The organism is Agrobacterium sp. CCNWLW155, assembly GCF_036888815.1.
Lineage (GTDB): Bacteria > Pseudomonadota > Alphaproteobacteria > Rhizobiales > Rhizobiaceae > Agrobacterium > Agrobacterium radiobacter.
Genome location: NZ_JBAKFW010000004.1, coordinates 173,321 through 190,696 on the forward strand (window position 1 = coordinate 173,321; position 17,376 = coordinate 190,696).

16 protein-coding genes and 1 other RNA gene are annotated in these 17,376 nt (G+C 59.5%); 6 read left to right on the forward strand and 11 right to left on the reverse strand.

From position 1 onward, the window contains the following. Window positions 1-8: 8 nt before the first annotated feature. Together ruvA and ruvC are read right to left on the reverse strand one after the other, a co-directional pair. Window positions 9-626, reverse strand: a complete 618-nt coding sequence (ruvA, locus tag V6S97_RS15325; RefSeq protein ID WP_003506224.1) for a Holliday junction branch migration protein RuvA — start codon at window positions 624-626, stop codon at window positions 9-11. A gap of 32 nt (window positions 627-658) precedes the next feature. Next, window positions 659-1,171: a crossover junction endodeoxyribonuclease RuvC gene (gene ruvC / locus V6S97_RS15330; RefSeq protein ID WP_020809619.1), complete on the reverse strand. Its 513-nt coding sequence runs from the start codon at window positions 1,169-1,171 to the stop codon at window positions 659-661. A gap of 247 nt (window positions 1,172-1,418) precedes the next feature. On the opposite strand from ruvC, the gene V6S97_RS15335 reads away from it, so the two are divergent. Then, the gene (locus V6S97_RS15335) at window positions 1,419-3,728 is read left to right on the forward strand and encodes a methyl-accepting chemotaxis protein (RefSeq protein WP_334427544.1); all 2,310 of its coding nucleotides are present in this window, start codon (window positions 1,419-1,421) and stop codon (window positions 3,726-3,728) included. A gap of 144 nt (window positions 3,729-3,872) precedes the next feature. Then, on the forward strand, window positions 3,873-4,874 hold the full coding sequence (locus tag V6S97_RS15340) for an LLM class flavin-dependent oxidoreductase (protein WP_031233679.1): 1,002 nt from the start codon (window positions 3,873-3,875) through the stop codon (window positions 4,872-4,874). 52 nt (window positions 4,875-4,926) lie between these two features. On the opposite strand, the gene V6S97_RS15345 is transcribed toward V6S97_RS15340, so the two are convergent. Further along, a complete protein-coding gene (locus V6S97_RS15345; protein WP_003497595.1) occupies window positions 4,927-5,673 on the reverse strand; it encodes a YebC/PmpR family DNA-binding transcriptional regulator in 747 nt (248 codons plus the stop codon). 196 nt (window positions 5,674-5,869) lie between these two features. Between V6S97_RS15345 and V6S97_RS15350 the strand changes: the two genes are divergently transcribed. Then, window positions 5,870-6,373 (forward strand): pyridoxamine 5'-phosphate oxidase family protein, encoded by a 504-nt coding sequence (locus tag V6S97_RS15350; protein ID WP_003506216.1) that lies wholly within the window; start codon window positions 5,870-5,872, stop codon window positions 6,371-6,373. A 38-nt stretch (window positions 6,374-6,411) separates the two neighbouring features. Here the strand turns inward: V6S97_RS15350 and V6S97_RS15355 are convergent, their stop codons facing one another. The 7 genes from V6S97_RS15355 to V6S97_RS15385 all read right to left on the reverse strand — a co-directional run bounded on the left by V6S97_RS15355 (window position 6,412) and on the right by V6S97_RS15385 (window position 11,270). Further along, complete coding sequence (locus V6S97_RS15355) at window positions 6,412-7,251, reverse strand: MBL fold metallo-hydrolase (RefSeq protein WP_111797611.1); 840 nt, start codon at window positions 7,249-7,251, stop codon at window positions 6,412-6,414. A 114-nt stretch (window positions 7,252-7,365) separates the two neighbouring features. Further along, window positions 7,366-8,190, reverse strand: coding sequence for a TIGR00282 family metallophosphoesterase (locus tag V6S97_RS15360; RefSeq protein WP_003506212.1), 825 nt, complete (start codon window positions 8,188-8,190; stop codon window positions 7,366-7,368). 72 nt (window positions 8,191-8,262) lie between these two features. Next, a complete protein-coding gene (locus V6S97_RS15365) occupies window positions 8,263-8,880 on the reverse strand; it encodes a 5-formyltetrahydrofolate cyclo-ligase (RefSeq protein WP_111794489.1) in 618 nt (205 codons plus the stop codon). Then, a complete protein-coding gene (locus V6S97_RS15370; RefSeq protein ID WP_003506208.1) occupies window positions 8,880-10,142 on the reverse strand; it encodes a hemolysin family protein in 1,263 nt (420 codons plus the stop codon). The genes V6S97_RS15365 and V6S97_RS15370 overlap by 1 nt, the downstream gene beginning before the upstream one ends. Window positions 10,143-10,371: 229 nt before the next feature. Beyond that, window positions 10,372-10,530: non-coding RNA, 6S RNA (gene ssrS / locus V6S97_RS15375), on the reverse strand. Between the two features lie 79 nt (window positions 10,531-10,609). Then, window positions 10,610-10,987 carry a cell division protein ZapA gene (locus V6S97_RS15380; RefSeq protein ID WP_003506206.1) on the reverse strand — a complete coding sequence of 126 codons (378 nt, stop codon included), beginning with the start codon at window positions 10,985-10,987 and terminating at the stop codon, window positions 10,610-10,612. 10 nt (window positions 10,988-10,997) lie between these two features. Beyond that, on the reverse strand, window positions 10,998-11,270 hold the full coding sequence (locus tag V6S97_RS15385; protein ID WP_003506205.1) for a DUF4164 domain-containing protein: 273 nt from the start codon (window positions 11,268-11,270) through the stop codon (window positions 10,998-11,000). Window positions 11,271-11,595: 325 nt separating this feature from the next. Here V6S97_RS15385 and tkt point away from each other — a divergent pair, with 325 nt between their 5' ends. Together tkt and gap are read left to right on the forward strand one after the other, a co-directional pair. Beyond that, window positions 11,596-13,578, forward strand: coding sequence for a transketolase (gene tkt / locus V6S97_RS15390; RefSeq protein WP_111792183.1), 1,983 nt, complete (start codon window positions 11,596-11,598; stop codon window positions 13,576-13,578). A 63-nt stretch (window positions 13,579-13,641) separates the two neighbouring features. Continuing rightward, window positions 13,642-14,652: a type I glyceraldehyde-3-phosphate dehydrogenase gene (gene gap, locus V6S97_RS15395; protein WP_003506200.1), complete on the forward strand. Its 1,011-nt coding sequence runs from the start codon at window positions 13,642-13,644 to the stop codon at window positions 14,650-14,652. A 182-nt stretch (window positions 14,653-14,834) separates the two neighbouring features. On the opposite strand, the gene V6S97_RS15400 is transcribed toward gap, so the two are convergent. After that, entirely contained in the window at window positions 14,835-15,104 is a 270-nt protein-coding gene (locus V6S97_RS15400) for a hypothetical protein (protein ID WP_334427360.1), read from the reverse strand. 388 nt (window positions 15,105-15,492) lie between these two features. Here V6S97_RS15400 and V6S97_RS15405 point away from each other — a divergent pair, with 388 nt between their 5' ends. Beyond that, window positions 15,493-17,358, forward strand: a complete 1,866-nt coding sequence (locus V6S97_RS15405; RefSeq protein ID WP_334427362.1) for a potassium/proton antiporter — start codon at window positions 15,493-15,495, stop codon at window positions 17,356-17,358. The last annotated feature ends 18 nt before the right edge of the window (window positions 17,359-17,376 follow it).

Consider the following 17,376-nt stretch of genomic DNA (forward strand, 5'->3'; position numbering starts at 1 on the left):
AGGCGTCCTTACCGCGAAAGCTCCTTCAGCCCGAGCCGGATAAGCTTGGCGCTGTCACCGCCCTCCCCGCCATTCTTCAGCGCGGCAGCAACCGCATTGGCGGCCTGGTCGCGCGAATAGCCGAGATTGGTGAGCGCGGAAACGGCATCCGCCACCGGCGCGGATGCAACGCCTTCACCAAGCTCCTGCTTGAGCCCGATCGAGGCGGAAGCCTCTCCCGCAAAGGCAGGCGCCTTGTTGCGAAGTTCGGTCACAAGACGCACCGCCACCTTCGGCCCAACGCCTGGCGCACGCGAAATCATCACCTTGTCCTGAAGCGCGATGGCATTGGCGAGTTCGGAGGGCGAGAGCGTGGAAAGGACGGCCAGGGCCACTTTCGAACCCACGCCCTGCACGCTCTGCAGCAGGTTAAACCATTCCCGCTCCAGTGCCGAGAGAAAGCCGAAAAGCTTCAGCTGGTCTTCACGCACATAGGTTTCGATGAACAGCACCACCGCCTCCCCGACGGAGCCGATTTTCGACAGCGTGCGCGCCGAACAATAAGCGACGTAACAGACGCCATGCACATCCACCAGCACATAGTCCGCGCCGATTTCCTCGATGCTGCCCTTCAGTTTTCCGATCATGATGCCGCCCGCTGCAATGAGACTTTAAATATTCAACCGGCCGCCAAAAGCCGCGCCATCCTGTCGCCGCCGCGATTATGCGCGTGGCAGATTGCGATGGCGAGAGCGTCCGCCGCATCGTTACCCTTGAATTCGGCCTTCGGCATCAGGATTTTCAGCATCATGTGAATTTGCTGCTTTTCGCCGTGCCCGACGCCGATGACGGCTTTTTTCACCGCATTCGGCGCATATTCAAACACCGGCAGTCCTGCCCGCGCCGGAACCAGCATGGCGATGCCGCGCGCCTGACCAAGTTTCAATGTTGCAACCGCATCCTTGTTCACGAAAGTCTGCTCCACCGCCGCCTCGTCGGGCTGGTAGCTGTGCACGACGTCAGCCAGCCCGTCATGCAGCTGGCACAGCCGGGAGGCGAGATCCATATCGCCATCCGAGGTCACGGTACCGGAGGCGACAAACCGCAGGCTGTTGCCAAGGGTGTCGATGACACCCCATCCGGTGCGCCGCAATCCGGGGTCAATGCCGATGATTCGAATCGTCTTTTGCATGAGGCACCTTATCTTTCCGGCTGCGACCCTGCCAGCGATAAGTGAACAAAACGACAACATTGATCAAATTTGCAGTGCAGCATTTACCTCTGCTTAAACCGCGTACCGCATTGTTCTCCACAAAATCAAAAAAGGGGAGCTGCGGACATGATGATCCGCAGCACAATATGTTCGCCATATCAGCCGTCCAATGGCGCCATCCATGCATGGCGCGGGAACTGATCCGGCATTGAGGGCTGCATCGGCCATGCTGAACCGTTTTCATTCCATATCCACCAAAGTGCTCGCGATTTTCCTGGCGCTGATGGCGATCTCGACCGGGGCTCTGACACTTCTCGGCTATCAAAGCAGCAGCGGCGTTCTTGAGGAGCAGGCGTCGAGATCCATGGAGAGCATTCTGGTTTTCCGCGGCGATATGCTTCAGGAACGCCTTGAGCAGCTGAAAACGCAGGCGGATTCCATTGCCAAGATCGAATCCCTGCAGATGGCTGTTGTCTCCATGCGCAGCGGCTGGGCCACCGTGCAGAAAAACGCAGGCGACGCGAAGGCGGAACTGCAGCGCGTCTTCGTCAAGGAAAACCCCTTCGGCGAAAAGGAAAAGCTGATCAAGCCGGAAAGCCCCAGCGGCTTTTATTACTCCACCCATGAGAAGACCCAGACGGATATCGGCGCTTATATCAAGGGAACGCCGTTCAGCGATGTTCTCTTCATCGACCCCGCCGGTACGGTCTATTATTCCTATCTGAAGGGACCGGCCTTCGGGGAAACCGTCAAGGGCGGCACCTGGGCGGAAAGCGGCCTTGGTACGGCCTTCGCGCGCGGCGCGGCGAACGCCGAAAAGGCGGTCAACGACGTGGCGCAGACCAGTTTCTCCGGCCTGCGGATCGATGCGGCTACGAAAGAGGCTGGTATTTATTTCGGCGTTCCGGTTGTCAAATTCGGCGCGTTCAAGGGCATCGTCCTCTTCCAGGTCAAGGAAGGCGTTTTCAGCCAGATTCTGACGAAAGGCATCGCGGCGGGCAGTTCGGAACAATCCGCAATCATATCAGCCGATGGCAAGGTTATCGGTGTTGAGGGCGACAGGCTGGTCAGCCTTGACCCAGCCATCTACGATTTCCACGGCGAGGCCCTGAACGCGGCGGGCATGACCATTGCCAAGATCGACCGCGCGGATGGCGAAGCCAATGCCTATGCCCGCCCCTTCTCTTTCGCCGACGAAAAATATCTCGCGGTGGAAAGCATGCTGCGCAGCGAGTTGAACGCTGGCTCCATCTCGATTGCCGGCACGCTTGCCGTGATCGGCCTTTGCGTTCTGGCCGCCATGTGTGCAGCGACGGCCTTTTTCGCGCGGCGTCTCTTCGCCCCGCTGGAAAAGCTTGCCGGACTGACCGGCGAAGTGGCCGCAGGCCGTCTCGATGCGGAAATCGGCAATCAGGATCGAAAGGACGAGATCGGCCGCATGGCGCGTGCGCTCGGCAGTTTCCGTGAAAAACTTATCCTGCAGCGGGACATGGAAGAGACCGCATCACGCACACGGGAAGAAGCCGAAACAGCCCGGCGCGCGCATCTTGCGGAACGGGAGGCCGAGGCAGGCACCCTGCAAATGGTCGTGCAATCTCTGGATGAGGGGCTCGACCGGCTGGCGAATGGCAACCTCGCCTATCGTATCGAGACCGCTTTCCCCGACGATCTCGAAAGCCTGCGCCATAACTTCAACACGGCGCTTGCCCGGCTCAGCGAAACCATGCAGGCCATCGGCGGCAATTCCGCTGCCATTCGTGGCGGTTCCGAGGAAATGCGGGTGGGGGCCGACCAGCTCGCCGAACGTACCGAACGGCAGGCAGCCTCCATCACCGAAACGGCAAGCGCCATCAAGGCGATCACCGAAGCCGTCCGCGACCAGATCGAACGCGCCGAACAGGCAACGCGGATCGCCCGCGACGCCAGCACGGAGGCAACGGCATCCAGCCGCGTCATGGAGCAGACAATCGCCGCCATGGAGGCGATCCAGACCTCATCACGCCAGATCAACCAGATCATCGGCGTCATCGACGAAATCGCCTTCCAGACCAACCTTCTGGCGCTGAATGCCGGCGTGGAGGCGGCGCGAGCAGGCGACGCAGGCAAGGGTTTTGCGGTCGTGGCCCAGGAAGTGCGCGAACTGGCGCAGCGCTCGGCCGCCGCCGCAAAGGAAATCACCAGCCTGCTGAAGCGCTCCACCGACGAGGTATCCTCGGGCGTGGTGCTGGTGGAAAAGGCAGGTGCTTCGCTGACCGGCATCGGCAAACACGTGCAGACCATCAGCACGCGTATCGAAGAGATCATGGAGTCTACCCGCGAGGAGGCGCACACGCTTTCGGAAATCAACAGTACCGTCACCAGCCTCGACACCATGACCCAGCAGAACGCCGCCATGGTGGAGGAAACGACGGCCGCCATTCACAATCTCGCTTCCGAAGCGGGTGAAATGGACGGCAGGCTCGGACAGTTCGTATTGGCTCCGGAGAACGAGGCCGCGGGGCATTGCGAGGACAGGCAATTCAGGCGGGTGGGTTGAGACAGGCCAGCCGGCGAAATACCGGGGCCTCTTCGGAGGCCCCAATTTTTTTGAACCATCCTTCAATTCTGCGCGACTTCACTGGTAAATCGGGACACGCGCCTTACATCCGCAGCAAAGATTTAAATTTCGCAGGAGCGTCGGATGATACCTTTTTCCATTCTCGACCTTTCGCCGATCGGCGAAGGCGAGAGCGTCAGTGAGGCGCTCGAAAATTCCCGCCGAATGGCGATCAAGGCCGAAGAACACGGCTATAACCGCATCTGGCTGGCAGAGCATCACGGCATGCCCGGCATTGCCAGCGCGGCAACGTCCCTCGTCATTGCCCATGTGGGCGCGGCCACGAAACATATTCGCGTCGGTTCCGGCGGTATCATGCTGCCCAACCATTCCCCGCTCGTTATCGCCGAGCAGTTCGGCACGCTTGCAGCGCTCCTTCCCGGCCGCGTTGATCTCGGTCTAGGCCGCGCTCCGGGAACTGATATGCGCACAGCGCGAGCCCTGCGCCGCAATCTCGATGCCGGCGCGGAAAACTTCCCGCACGATATCGTCGAACTCCAGCGTTATCTTGGTCCGCCGCAACCGGATCAGGCAATCCTTGCCGTACCGGGCATGAATTCCAACGTGCCGCTCTGGCTGCTCGGCTCCAGTACCTACAGCGCGCATCTCGCCGCAGCGCTTGGCCTGCCCTATTCCTTCGCTTCGCATTTCGCGCCCGATATGCTGATGGAAGCGATCCATATCTATCGCGAGCGGTTCCAGCCTTCTGAAGTGCTGGACAAGCCCTATGTGATGGTGGGTGTAATGGGTGTCGGCGCAGATACGGACGAGGAGGCGCAACATCTCTTCACCTCCTCGCAGCAACAATTCGTCAACCTGCGCCGCAATGTGCGCACGCAGTTTCCGAAGCCGGTGCACAGCATGGACGATTACTGGAACGAAATGGAGCGTTTCTCTGTCGAACACACGCTGCGTTTCGCCGCCGTCGGTTCGCCTGAGACGATCGAACGCCATCTCGATGGCTTCCTGGCGGAAACGCAGGCGGATGAGCTGATTGTCTCGATGCCGATCCATGACATCGAAAAGCGGCTGCGGTCGGTCGAGATTTTTGCCGATGTGCGAACCTCCATAAAGAAGGCCGCGTAAACAAAAGGCCCCGGAGCGGATCGCTGCCGGGGCTTTTTTGAAACATGAAACGTCAGGCGGAAAGCTTGGCGAGAATTTCTTCGGAAACCTCGAAGTTGGAATAGACGCTCTGCACGTCGTCATCGTCTTCGAGATTGTCGATGAGCTTCATCAGCGACTGCGCCTTTTCTTCATCCACCGGCACCGTATTCTGCGGCTTCCAGATGGCCTTGACGCTTTCGGCTTCGCCGAGCACGCCTTCCAGCGCCTTGGAAACCTCGTTCATCGCTTCGAAACCGCAGATGATGGTGTGGCCATCTTCGGAAGATTCGACATCGTCAGCGCCCGCTTCGATGGCCGCTTCCATGACCTTGTCGGCGTCGCCCACTTCCGCCTTGTAGGTGATTTCGCCTACGCGGTCGAAGGAGAAGGAGACCGAGCCGGTTTCGCCGAGTGCGCCACCAGCCTTGGTGAAGATGGAGCGGACGTTTGAGGCGGTGCGGTTGCGGTTGTCGGTCAGGGCCTCGACGACGACGGCGACGCCACCCGGGCCGTAACCCTCGTAACGGACCTCATCGTAGTTTTCGCTGTCTGCACCGGAAGCTTTCTTGATGGCGCGCTCAATATTGTCCTTCGGCATGGACTGGGCCTTGGCGTTCTGGATCGCCAGACGCAGGCGCGCGTTCATGTTCGGGTCGGGCATGCCCGCCTTTGCCGCAACGGTGATTTCGCGCGCAAGCTTGGAAAACATTTTGGACCGTACGGAGTCCTGCTTGCCCTTGCGGTGCATGATGTTCTTGAACTGTGAATGACCAGCCATGGAAAACCTGATTGTCTTAATTTGGAGATTGCGGGCCTTATAAGTGCGATACGCCCGCCGTTCAACCCCGCAAGCGCTTTCTCTTGCCGCAACAACAGAAGGAACTGATTTATCCGCTCTTCGTTCTGATCATGAACGCGACGGAAGGGCACCTGATTTCTCTCCATCGCAGCATCAGACCGGAAGGAGAAAACAAATGGTCAGCCTGACTGAAGCAAGAGAAGCCCCGGCCCGTCAGCTCTGGGACGAGATCAACTCCGTCCACGCCGGCATGCTCGGTCTTGAAGGCCTGCATAATCACATGCAGCCCATGGCGCCTCACGCTGATCCCAAGACCAACACGATCTGGTTCTTCTCCAAAAAAGACACCGATCTGGTGAAGTCGCTGAAATCCGGTTCCCGGGCGCATTTCTGCGTGGTGGGGAAGGACCATGACTACCATGCCTGCCTTTCAGGCATTCTTGAAGTGCGCGACGACAAAACCAAGATCGAGGAATATTGGAATTCCGTCACGGCCGCCTGGTATGAACATGGCAAGAGCGATCCACAGCTGACAATGCTGGCGTTGCATGTCGACGATGCCGATATCTGGGCTTCGACGGACAGCACGCTTAAATTCGGCTGGGAAATCGCCAAGGCGAACATGTCGGATGACAAGACGCCAGATGTCGGCGTTCGCCAGCATCTCAACTTTGCCTGATCAACATCTCCTACGGCCTTTCCTCGCCCACCGCCATGCTACATGCCTTTCGGCACGAGTATCTGCGGCTGGCGGGGAAGATTTCTCATCGAAACCCGGATCACCGGGTCGGTCGCATAGGCAATGCGAAAACTTTCGCCAAACATTGTCAGAAACTGCTCCAGCGGCGGGCCGGTACGGTGCATCGGCAGGATCAGCGCCGAGCGCAGGCGCTTGACCACCCGGCTCATGCTGTCAGCGCCCATGGTCAAGCCGCCATCCACCGGCACCATCAGCACATCCAGACGGCCGATCTCTGCATAATGCGTATCCGTCAACTCATGATGCAGATGGCCGAGATGACCGATGCACAGGCCCGCAACTTCGAAGATGAAGATGGAATTGCCGTTTTCCTGAAAGGATTCGTAATCGCCCCAGCGGTTGCGGATATCGGTTGCGACATTGCGAATATAGACATCGCCTACCAGAACCTTGTGTTCGGCCTTTTCTCCCGGCGTATCGCTCCAGCCATGCAGCACATATTGAATGGCAGGGTCCGGACTAAGGGTGAAGTGGGTCGAATGCGCCCGGTTCATCGTTACTACCGTCGGCATGACCGGCGGGCGATAGACGCCGTTATAGTCCGTGGCGATCGTTACCCCGCCTGGGCTTTCGATCAGATAGGTGGAATGGCCGATGAAGCTGATCTTCACCTCTTCCTTCGCCGCTTGAGCCAGCTGAACACCCGGCGGATTGAAGCTCGCAAACATGACGCCGGGAATGTTGCTGGCGATCGCCTGGCATTGACTGACGGGCGGGCGGCTTTCCGTCTGGGAGAAGGCCGCTCCCGATGAGGCGATCAGCCCCGATATTGCAAGCATTAGCACGCGCAGCATCATGCCACTCCCTGAACTTGCGAAGGTTGGGAGGATGAGGCAGGTTTTGCGGAGCGTCCAGTTACAAGAGAGCAGGAAGGCCCACACTCTCGTCATTGTGAACGCTTCAGGGAGAGATTACGCCCAGAAGGAGGGCAGGGTTTCCGAGAGCCGGGGACCGATGCGCAGCGGCGCGATCTTTTCTGCAAGCCCGGTGCGGTCGGAGATTTCGACGCCGACGCCGCAGATCGTCGCCGGTCCGCTGGCAGCCTCAAAACGGCCCTTCGGCATCTTGGAAATGAAGCGGTTGATCGGCTCTTCCTTTTCCATTCCGAGCGAACTGTCATAATCGCCGCACATGCCGGCATCCGACATATAGGCCGTGCCGCCATTAAGGATCTGCGCATCCGCCGTCGGGACATGGGTGTGGGTGCCGACAACGAAACTCGCGCGGCCATCCACAAAATGGCCGAAACACTGTTTTTCACTCGTCGCTTCCGCATGGAAATCGAAGATGATGGCGTCGGCCTGTTCCTTCAGCGGGCAGGCGGCAAGAATGTTTTCCGCAGACTTGAAGGGATCGTCCAGTTCCGGATGCATGAAGACCCGCCCCATGATGTTGGCGACCAATATGCGTGCGCCGTTGCGGGCATAAAAAAGGCCCGAGCCCTTGCCCGGCGTACCGTCAGGATAATTGGCGGGCCGCAGGAACTGGTCGTGGCGCTCGCAGAAGGAAACCGCTTCCTTCTGGTCCCAGACATGGTTGCCGGTCGTGACAACATCGGCGCCGGCATTGATGGTCTCGAGATAGATATCTTCGGTGATGCCGAAGCCGCCGGCGGCGTTTTCACCGTTGACGATCACAAAATCGAGCTTCAGATCGGAAATCAGCCCCGGCAATCGTTCCCAGACAGCCGTTCGTCCGGTCTTGCCAACCATATCTCCGAGAAAAAGAAGCCTCATTCACCCGCCCCGATCTTGCGCATGTTTCTATATTTCGTCCCCTCTAGCGGGTAATCCATCTTTTAAAAAGTGCTAAAGCGCCTTTTGCCCACTATCGGAGATAGACAACGGAGCGGAAAACCAGCGCAGGCCACTTTCCGTCAGAATGGCGTGAAGCGACACATCATGCGGCTCCGCCGGTACGGATGGCACTTCCTGACAATCAAAGGCGACGCCGATGAGAACTGGCTGTTTGCCCCTCGCGTGTAACCGCGCAATGGCGCGGTCATAATGGCCCGCGCCATAACCGACCCGCTGCCCTCGCCCATCGAAGACCGAGAGAGGCACGAGCAGAATATCCGGATCGACAACCTCCGCATCCTCGCCCGGGCCAGTCGTGCCGAAGCCGGTTTTCACCAGCGGCGTATCCGCCTCGAAGCGACGGAAGACGATGGTTTCACGATCCAGCACAACGGGAAGAACGAGACGCCCGCCCCTTGTCCGCAATGCTTCCATCAGCGGCCGTGTATCGGCCTCGGAGCGGATAGGCATGAAGCCGGAAATCACGGTGCCACGCGCAAAGGCAATGTCGGAGGCGCCATGGGCCGTTATAGACTGGCTCTTCTGCTGCCGCTCCGTCGGCGTCAGCGCATCGCGCGCGGCGAGCCTTTCGCCGCGCAGTCTCGCTTTTTCGGCAACGTCGCCGGACATCAGGCAGCCCGGCTCACGAGAACCTTGTCGATGCGGTGGCCGTCGAGGTCGATGACTTCAAAACGCCAGCCGTTGCGGGTCACATGTTCGCCCAGTTCCGGCAGGCGACGGAACTCGTCCAGAACCAGACCGGCAACGGTTTCGAACTCGGCATCCTCGTCGATCTTGAAGCCCATGCGATAAGCGAACTCATCGGCGGGCATCCAGCCGGCGACGAGGAACGAACCGTCCTCGCGCTCGACTATGGCCGGCTCCTCGTCATTATCTTCCTGGAAGGCGCCGGTGATGGCCTCCAGAACGTCGCCAGAGCTGACGATACCTTCGAAATGGCCATATTCGTCGTAGACCAGTACCATGTGTACGGTGGAGCGACGCAGCGACTGGATGACGTCCACAGCGCTCGTCAGATCCGACACGACAGGAACTTCGCGCAGAAGCTCGCGAATGTTGAGCTCCTTGCCGGAGGCCAGCGCATCGAAGGCATCCTTGGCGAAAAGCACGCCGAGAATTTCATCAGAAGCGCCGTTGCGTACCGGAAGGCGCGAACGCTGCGTCTGGCGAAGCTGCTCTCGGATTTCCTCGGCGCTGTCTTCGATATCGACCACTTCGACATCACGACGCGGCGTCATCAGGCCACGCGCATTGCGGTCGGCAAGGCGCATGACGCTGGTGATCATCGCCGATTCCTCGGTCTCGATCACGCCAGCGCTATGGGCTTCGGCCAGAACCGTGCGGATTTCATCATCGGTGACCGATGCGTTGGACTCGCCGCTGTGGCCGAGAAGGGCAAGAACCGTCTTGCCCGACTTGTCGAGCAGCCATACCAGCGGCGCGCCGACCTTGGACAGCAGCATCATGGTGGGTGCGACGCGGGCGGCGACCTTTTCGGGATCGCGCAGCGCAATCTGCTTGGGCACAAGTTCGCCGACGATCAGCGACAGATAGGTAATGGCGACGACCACCGAGCCGACGCCAAGCGCATCGGCGGCACGGTCGGGAACACCCTGTTCCAGAAGCCACGCCGTGAAGCGGGCACCGAGCGTGGCACCGGAAAAAGCGCCGGAAAGGACGCCGACCAGCGTGATGCCGATCTGCACTGTGGAAAGAAAGCGTCCGGGATTTTCGGAAAGGCCGAGCGCCATGGTGGCGCCCTTGCTGCCTTGCGCGGCAAGCACCTTGAGCCTCGCCGGTCTGGAGGAGACAACGGCAAGCTCGGACATGGCAAGCACACCGTTCAATACGGTGAGCAGGACCACGATCATAATTTCAGTAAACAAGTTTAGCTCTTTGGGCTGTTGAACGGCACGTCGCGGTTTTGGCCGCAGCGCCCTTTTTTAAAGGGCATGACAGACATACCAATCCGAATAATAGGGAATTGTTCCGCCATTGCAATGACGGCAATATAAAAAAGCCGCGTCCGGCAGTTATGAAAAATCACTGTCGAATATATCAAGGATATGGTGAAGCATCGGGGTTGATCCGAAACTTCAAGCGCGATCCACGGCGACCGATGGAGATTTACGATCCTGGGTGCCTACAAAAGTAGGTGGGCGCCGTGTGTCCAGTCCCACGGGACTGGCCAGGGACAGCTCCCTTTGGATCGAGTATGGCCCCAGGGATTGTGGTTCCTGTCGGGAAGCGCAGAACGCATCCAAGATATAGGACGGATCGGGGGAAACCACCAGAGGGCACCGAGCGAAATTTTGCCGCCTCAGAACTCTTTGCGCAGTCAATGCGCCGCGGGCTTCGGCCGCGCCAGCAGTTTTTCGGTAATGCCGTTCAACCGGTCGGCCAGATCGCCGATGGCGAGCGCCACCACTTCATCCGATTTCGCCCTGTGCTCGGCCATGCCGTCACGGTTGCGGGAAAGGGATGCGACCTCTCCTTCCAGCTTCTCGATCTTGCGGTTGAGTTCGGAAAGCTCGTCCATCACCATGATGCCGGCCATGACGGTCAGGCGAAGGTCGCCTATTTCACCGAACTGGCTCTTGAGGTGCCCGACATACCGGTCGAACCTGGTTGCGAGATCGGTCAGATGGTCTTCCTGCCCTGCCTCGCACGCCATGCGATAGGCCTTGCCGTCGATCATAACTGTGACTTGCGCCATGAACCCGCTCCTATCGATCCAGCACCGCGCGGATCGTCTCCATGGCCGTTACCAGCCGGCGGGAAACCTCGCGGTTGACTTCTTCAAGACGATTGGCGCGAAATTCGGCCTGATCCAGCTCATGTGCGAGCCTTGCGCGGTCGACATGGACCCGCTTGACCTCATTATCGATCTCGCCCGTCTCCCTTTGCCGCTCGATACGCATATCGATGGCATTTTCGAGATTTGTGATGGCAGCATTCAGCTCCGTCAGCGCAGATTGTACGGTCTTCTCAGCCGACATCGTTTTTTCCAACTCGCACGCCACCGGGCGAATCGTCCGGTTTCAGGCCTTTTCAACAATCACGAGGTTATTACCCGATTTACCATCCCGTCAATCAAACCAGTGCATTGAGGCGTTTTGCTCTGTGGATGAACGAAGAGGCGGCGACACATATCGCACGGATTTTGTCAGGACACCCGATTTTCTAAACGATTTTTTCTCCCTAAGGGAACCGCAAACGCCCGTGGATTTATTGACTTGCCTGCCTCACCTGCTATGGATCAACCCGCTTTTTGGATAGTTGCGTAAAACTATCTCCTTTCACCCGGAAACAGACGGAAAAGCCATGATTTCTCGCGACAAACACAACCGGATGGCAAACGCGATCCGCTTTCTTGCCATGGATGCAGTGGAGAAGGCCAATTCAGGCCACCCCGGTCTGCCGATGGGCGCCGCTGATGTCGCCACCGTTCTTTTCACCCGTTACCTGAAATTCGATCCCAAGGCGCCGCTCTGGGCTGACCGCGACCGCTTCGTGCTGTCGGCAGGCCATGGTTCGATGCTGCTTTACTCGCTGCTCTATCTGACGGGCTACGAGGACATGACGATCGACGAGATCAAGCGTTTCCGTCAGTTCGGCTCCAAGACCGCCGGCCATCCCGAATATGGCCATGCGACCGGCATCGAAACGACCACCGGCCCGCTCGGCCAGGGCATCGCCAACGCCGTCGGCATGGCTATTGCCGAACGCAAGCTGGAAGAGGAATTCGGCTCCGACCTGCAGAGCCACTTCACCTATGTGCTGTGCGGCGACGGCTGCCTCATGGAAGGCATCAGCCACGAAGCCATCGCGCTTGCCGGCCACCTGAAGCTCAACAAGCTCGTTCTGTTCTGGGATGACAACAACATCACCATCGACGGTGAAGTTGGCCTCTCCGACAGCACCGACCAGATCGCCCGCTTCCAGGCCGTTCACTGGAACACCATCCGCGTCGATGGCCATGATCCGGATGCGATTGCTGCCGCCATCGAGGCCGCGCAGAAATCCGACCGCCCGACCTTCATCGCCTGCAAGACCGTCATCGGTTTCGGCGCGCCCAACAAGCAGGGCACCCACAAGGTACACGGCAACCCGCTCGGCGCCGAAGAAATCGCCGCTGCGCGCAAGAGCCTCAACTGGGAGGCCGAAGCTTTCGTCATTCCGGAAGATGTGCTCGATGCATGGCGTCTCGCCGGCCTGCGCTCCACCAAGACCCGTCAGGACTGGGAAGCCCGTCTCGAGGCCGCTGAAGCCGGCAAAAAGGCCGAGTTCAAGCGCCGCTTCGCCGGCGATCTGCCCGGCAATTTCGACAGTTCGATCGATGCCTTCAAGAAGAAGATCATCGAGAACAACCCGACTGTCGCCACCCGCAAGGCTTCTGAAGACTCGCTTGAAGTCATCAACGGCATCCTGCCGGAAATGGTCGGCGGCTCGGCTGACCTGACGCCGTCCAACAACACCAAGACCAGCCAGATGAAGTCCATCACCCCGACGGATTTCTCCGGCCGTTATCTGCATTACGGCATCCGCGAGCACGGCATGGCGGCCGCGATGAACGGCATCGCGCTCCATGGCGGTCTCATACCCTACGCCGGCGGCTTCCTGATCTTCTCGGACTATTGCCGTCCGTCGATCCGCCTTGCCGCGCTCATGGGCATCCGCGTCGTCCACGTTCTGACGCATGATTCCATCGGCGTCGGCGAAGACGGCCCGACCCACCAGCCGGTGGAGCAGATTGCAGCGCTGCGCGCCATTCCGAACCTCCTCCTTTTCCGCCCGGCGGATGAAACCGAGACGGCGGAATGCTGGCAGCTGGCGCTTGAGCAGAAGCATCGTCCGTCTGCCCTGGCACTCACCCGCCAGAACCTTGCACCCTCGCGCAAGGAATATGAAGAGAAGAACCTTTCCGCTTACGGCGCTTACGAACTCGTATCCGCCAGCGACGCCAAGGTTTCGATCTTCGCATCCGGTTCGGAAGTCGAAGTGGCGCTCAAGGCCGCTGCAACGCTGAAGGACAACGGCGTTTCCGTCCGCGTCGTTTCCGTTCCCTGCTTCGAGCTCTTCAAGGAACAGCCGGAAACCTATCGCAACGCCATCATCGGCAAGGCTCCGGTCAAGATCGCGGTCGAAGCCGCCATTCGTCAGGGCTGGGACTATTTCATCGGTAACGATGGCGCTTTCGTCGGCATGCATTCCTTCGGAGCATCTGCCCCGGCGAAGGATCTCTTCAAGCACTTCGGCATCACGGCGGAAGCCGTCGTCGCCGCAGTCGAGGCAAAACTTGCGTGAGGGCTTCCCAAGCCCTCACATTTCCGCAAAGACCAAGCACATATCTTGTTCGGGAGACTGTAAATGACTGTAAAAGTTGCCATTAACGGCTTCGGCCGCATCGGCCGCAACGTCCTGCGCGCCATCGTCGAATCCGGCCGTACCGATATCGAAGTTGTTGCCATCAACGACCTCGGCCCGGTTGAAACCAACGCCCATCTGCTTCGCTACGATTCGATCCACGGCAAGTTCCCTGCCGACGTAAAGGTCGAAGGCGACACGATCATCGTTGGCGGCGGCAAGCCGATCAAGGTGACGGCCGTTCGCGATCCGGCGACGCTGCCGCACAAGGAACTCGGCGTCGATATCGCGCTCGAATGCACCGGCATCTTCACCGCCCGCGACAAGGCCGCAGCACACCTGACGGCAGGCGCCAAGCGCGTTATCGTTTCCGCTCCGGCTGACGGCGCTGACCTCACCGTCGTCTTCGGCGTCAACGACGACCAGCTGACGAAGGACCATCTGGTCATTTCCAACGCATCCTGCACCACCAATTGCCTCGTGCCGGTCGTTAAGGTTCTCGATGACGTCGTTGGCATCGATCATGGCTTCATGACGACGATCCACTCCTACACCGGCGACCAGCCGACGCTGGACACCATGCACAAGGATCTGTACCGCGCCCGCGCCGCAGCCCTGTCCATGATCCCGACCTCGACGGGCGCAGCCAAGGCCGTTGGCCTCGTTCTGCCGCACCTCAAGGGCAAGCTGGACGGCACGTCGATCCGCGTTCCGACCCCCAACGTTTCGGTCGTCGACTTCAAGTTCATCGCCAAGCGCGACACGACGGTTGAGGAAATCAACGAAGCGATCAAGTCCGCCGCCAATGGCAAGCTGAAGGGCATCCTCGGCTACACCGAAGAGCCGCTGGTCTCCCGCGACTTCAACCATGACAGCCATTCCTCGATCTTCGCGATCGACCAGACCAAGGTCATGGAAGGCAAGTTCGTGCGCGTCCTGTCCTGGTACGACAACGAGTGGGGCTTCTCCAACCGCATGTCGGACACGGCCGTCGCATTCGCGAAGACCATCTAAGCGGAACTCAGTTCGATCAAAAAGCCGGCAGGAGCAATCCTGCCGGCTTTTTATTTGTAAAAATGCCGACGGGAACGAGGAAACCCGTCGGCATCGATCCGGAAGCAAGGCGGGGCGCTTCGGATCGAAACCATCGTTGAGGCAAGACGGGCCAACCCGGAGCCAGCGCCGGCGCGCAACCGTCACCTTCTGTTGTTGATGATGATTGGGTCCCGCGAGCCGGCATTGCTCCAGATCGTATCGAAAGTCTGTTGCCTCAACTCACTTTGCTGCATGGAAAGTTTCATCATGCAGTCGGCAGCATCCCGCGAGCCTTCAGGGTAACCAAAGGAGCGGCAACGCTCGCGTTGCGCGGCCATGTTTTCAGCCGTCTGTTCCGTACTGGAGCAACCCGAAACGATCACGCCCGCCGCCAATACTATAATAATTCCAGTAATATTTATCCGTTTCATCCGATCGCTCCGGTAATGTTGAAAAGCAATTCGGACGAGAGAACTAACGCAGCTGCATTGTCTCTATGTTACGTCGAGACGACGGAAGATGAATTGTTTCTGTGGGGGGTCTGCCGCTATCCACGCCATGTATTTTTTCGTCCGCAGGCCGAGAAAATTCCCTTTTCCTGCCTTTGTCTGGTCCACTTTGAGACGGACAAGAGACACAGGGATAACGGTCGTGCGCAATGCACTTCGGCCCTGCCGTATCATTCGATACACCCCGCCTTGCGTCGCCTTTCAACGCCACCCGAAACAGCGCTGACAGACCGCAACCCGTGGCGCATTGACTGCAGACGCGCAGAGCATTCATTGCGGCGGTCAAGGCGGTTTGAATGAGGCGGTGGACGTGGAATCATTTTATCTTCTGTTGCTGGTCGCAACTGTTCTGGTTCTCGTCGCGGCGTTTTCGAGCCTCATCGCCTTCCGCTTCGGCGCACCTCTCCTGTTACTCTTCCTGATGATCGGCCTTGCGGCGGGTGTGGATGGCCTCGGCATTGAATTCACCAACAATCCACTGGCCTATATGCTCGGTTCGCTCGTGCTTGCCGTCATTCTTTTCGATTCCGGTTTCGGTACGTCGATACAATCCTTCCGGCTTTCGGCAGCCCCGGCTGTCGCTCTCGCCACGGTCGGCGTCATTCTCACATCCGTCTTTTTCGCGGGCGCGGCCGCCCTGCTGCTCGGGCTTTCCTGGCTGGAGGGCCTGCTGCTTGGCGCCATCGTCGCCTCCACGGATGCGGCCGCCGTTTTCTTCCTGCTGCGCATCGGCGGCATTCATATCCGCGATCAGGTGCGCTCCACGCTGGAAGTCGAATCCGGCACCAACGATCCCATGGCGATCTTCCTCACCATCGCCCTGGTCGAAATCATCGCCAAAGGTCAGGGGCTTGCCGGCATCGACAGCGGCTTTCTGCTGCTTTTCATCGAGCAGATGGGCCTTGGCGTGATTTTCGGCCTGCTCGGCGGGATCATGATCGCCACCGTCGTCAATCGGTTCGCCGCCGACCGCGGGCTCGCGCCGATCTTCGTGCTGGCGCTGGCGCTGCTCGTCTTTTCCTTCACCGGCACCATTGGCGGCAGCGGTTTTCTGGCGGTCTATGTGGCGGGCATCGTCGCCGGCAACCGCCGGATTTTCGCCAAGGAAACCATACGCCGTTTCCATGAGGGGCTGACCTGGCTTGCCCAGATCATCATGTTCCTGATGCTCGGCCTTCTCGCCACGCCGTCGCAATTTCCGGCGATCGCCATCCCCGCCGTCCTGCTTGCGCTGTTCCTGATTTTCGTCGCCCGCCCGCTCGCGGTGTGGCTGAGCCTTATGCCCTTCAACTATACCCAGCAGGAAACATCCTTCGTGGCGTGGGTGGGCCTGCGTGGCGCGGTCTCCATCCTGCTGGCCATCATGCCCATTCTCGGCGGGCTTGATAATGCGCAAATCTATTTCAACGCCGCCTTCATCATCGTTCTGGTCTCGCTGCTTGTGCAGGGCTGGACCATCAAGCCTGTGGCAACAAGGCTCGGGCTGATCGTGCCGCCGCGCATGGGCGAGGTGGACAAGCTCGAGGTGGACCTTCCCGGCACCGCCAATCATGAACTGATTTCCTACCGGGTCGCCAAGGGCAGCGCCATCATGCAGGGTGAACGTATTCCCCGCTGGGCCATGCCCTCGCTGGTGGTGCGCGACGGCAAGTCGATCCGCTACCAATATGCCGGGCGGCTGCGTGAAAACGATCTCGTCTATCTCTTCATCGCACCCGGCTATTCCCGCCTGATCGACCGGCTGTTCGCCAGCGCCCTGCCGGTTGCTGATGACGACGCCGATTTCTTCGGCACCTTCGCGATCTCACCCGCCCGCCCGGCGAAGGAGCTGGACGCGGCCTATGGCCCCGGCCTGCTTTCGCCCGCCGAGCAGGCGATGAGCGTCGCGGAACTGATAGAGGCGCGCCTTGCCGGAAAGGCCGATTATGCCGACCGTGTGCGCCTCGGCTCCATCGTCCTGATCGTCCGCACACTGGACGAGCATGAGGAAATCACCGGCGTCGGAATCTCGCTCGAACCGGTGGAGCCGGCCACCAACCTGCCGATCTTCATCAGCTTTTCGGAAATCCTCAACCGTGTGCGCGATTATCTGGCGCAGAAGCGTCAGCCGCGCGCCGCCGGCGTTGAAGAAAGTGCCCCCGCCCCGGCCAATACAGTGAGAGAAAATGAGGCCTGACCGGCTTGCGTCGTCAAT

Excerpts from the sequence above, each read along its gene's own strand:
- ruvA (WP_003506224.1), bottom strand. The coding sequence starts at position 626 with ATGATCGGAAAACTGAAGGGCAGCATCGAGGAAATCGGCGCGGACTAT.
- ruvC (WP_020809619.1), bottom strand. The coding sequence starts at position 1,171 with ATGCAAAAGACGATTCGAATCATCGGCATTGACCCCGGATTGCGGCGC.
- V6S97_RS15335 (WP_334427544.1), top strand. The coding sequence starts at position 1,419 with ATGCTGAACCGTTTTCATTCCATATCCACCAAAGTGCTCGCGATTTTC.
- V6S97_RS15340 (WP_031233679.1), top strand. The coding sequence starts at position 3,873 with ATGATACCTTTTTCCATTCTCGACCTTTCGCCGATCGGCGAAGGCGAG.
- V6S97_RS15345 (WP_003497595.1), bottom strand. The coding sequence starts at position 5,673 with ATGGCTGGTCATTCACAGTTCAAGAACATCATGCACCGCAAGGGCAAG.
- V6S97_RS15350 (WP_003506216.1), top strand. The coding sequence starts at position 5,870 with ATGGTCAGCCTGACTGAAGCAAGAGAAGCCCCGGCCCGTCAGCTCTGG.
- V6S97_RS15355 (WP_111797611.1), bottom strand. The coding sequence starts at position 7,251 with ATGATGCTGCGCGTGCTAATGCTTGCAATATCGGGGCTGATCGCCTCA.
- V6S97_RS15360 (WP_003506212.1), bottom strand. The coding sequence starts at position 8,190 with ATGAGGCTTCTTTTTCTCGGAGATATGGTTGGCAAGACCGGACGAACG.
- V6S97_RS15365 (WP_111794489.1), bottom strand. The coding sequence starts at position 8,880 with ATGTCCGGCGACGTTGCCGAAAAAGCGAGACTGCGCGGCGAAAGGCTC.
- V6S97_RS15370 (WP_003506208.1), bottom strand. The coding sequence starts at position 10,142 with ATGATCGTGGTCCTGCTCACCGTATTGAACGGTGTGCTTGCCATGTCC.
- V6S97_RS15380 (WP_003506206.1), bottom strand. The coding sequence starts at position 10,987 with ATGGCGCAAGTCACAGTTATGATCGACGGCAAGGCCTATCGCATGGCG.
- V6S97_RS15385 (WP_003506205.1), bottom strand. The coding sequence starts at position 11,270 with ATGTCGGCTGAGAAGACCGTACAATCTGCGCTGACGGAGCTGAATGCT.
- tkt (WP_111792183.1), top strand. The coding sequence starts at position 11,596 with ATGATTTCTCGCGACAAACACAACCGGATGGCAAACGCGATCCGCTTT.
- gap (WP_003506200.1), top strand. The coding sequence starts at position 13,642 with ATGACTGTAAAAGTTGCCATTAACGGCTTCGGCCGCATCGGCCGCAAC.
- V6S97_RS15400 (WP_334427360.1), bottom strand. The coding sequence starts at position 15,104 with ATGAAACGGATAAATATTACTGGAATTATTATAGTATTGGCGGCGGGC.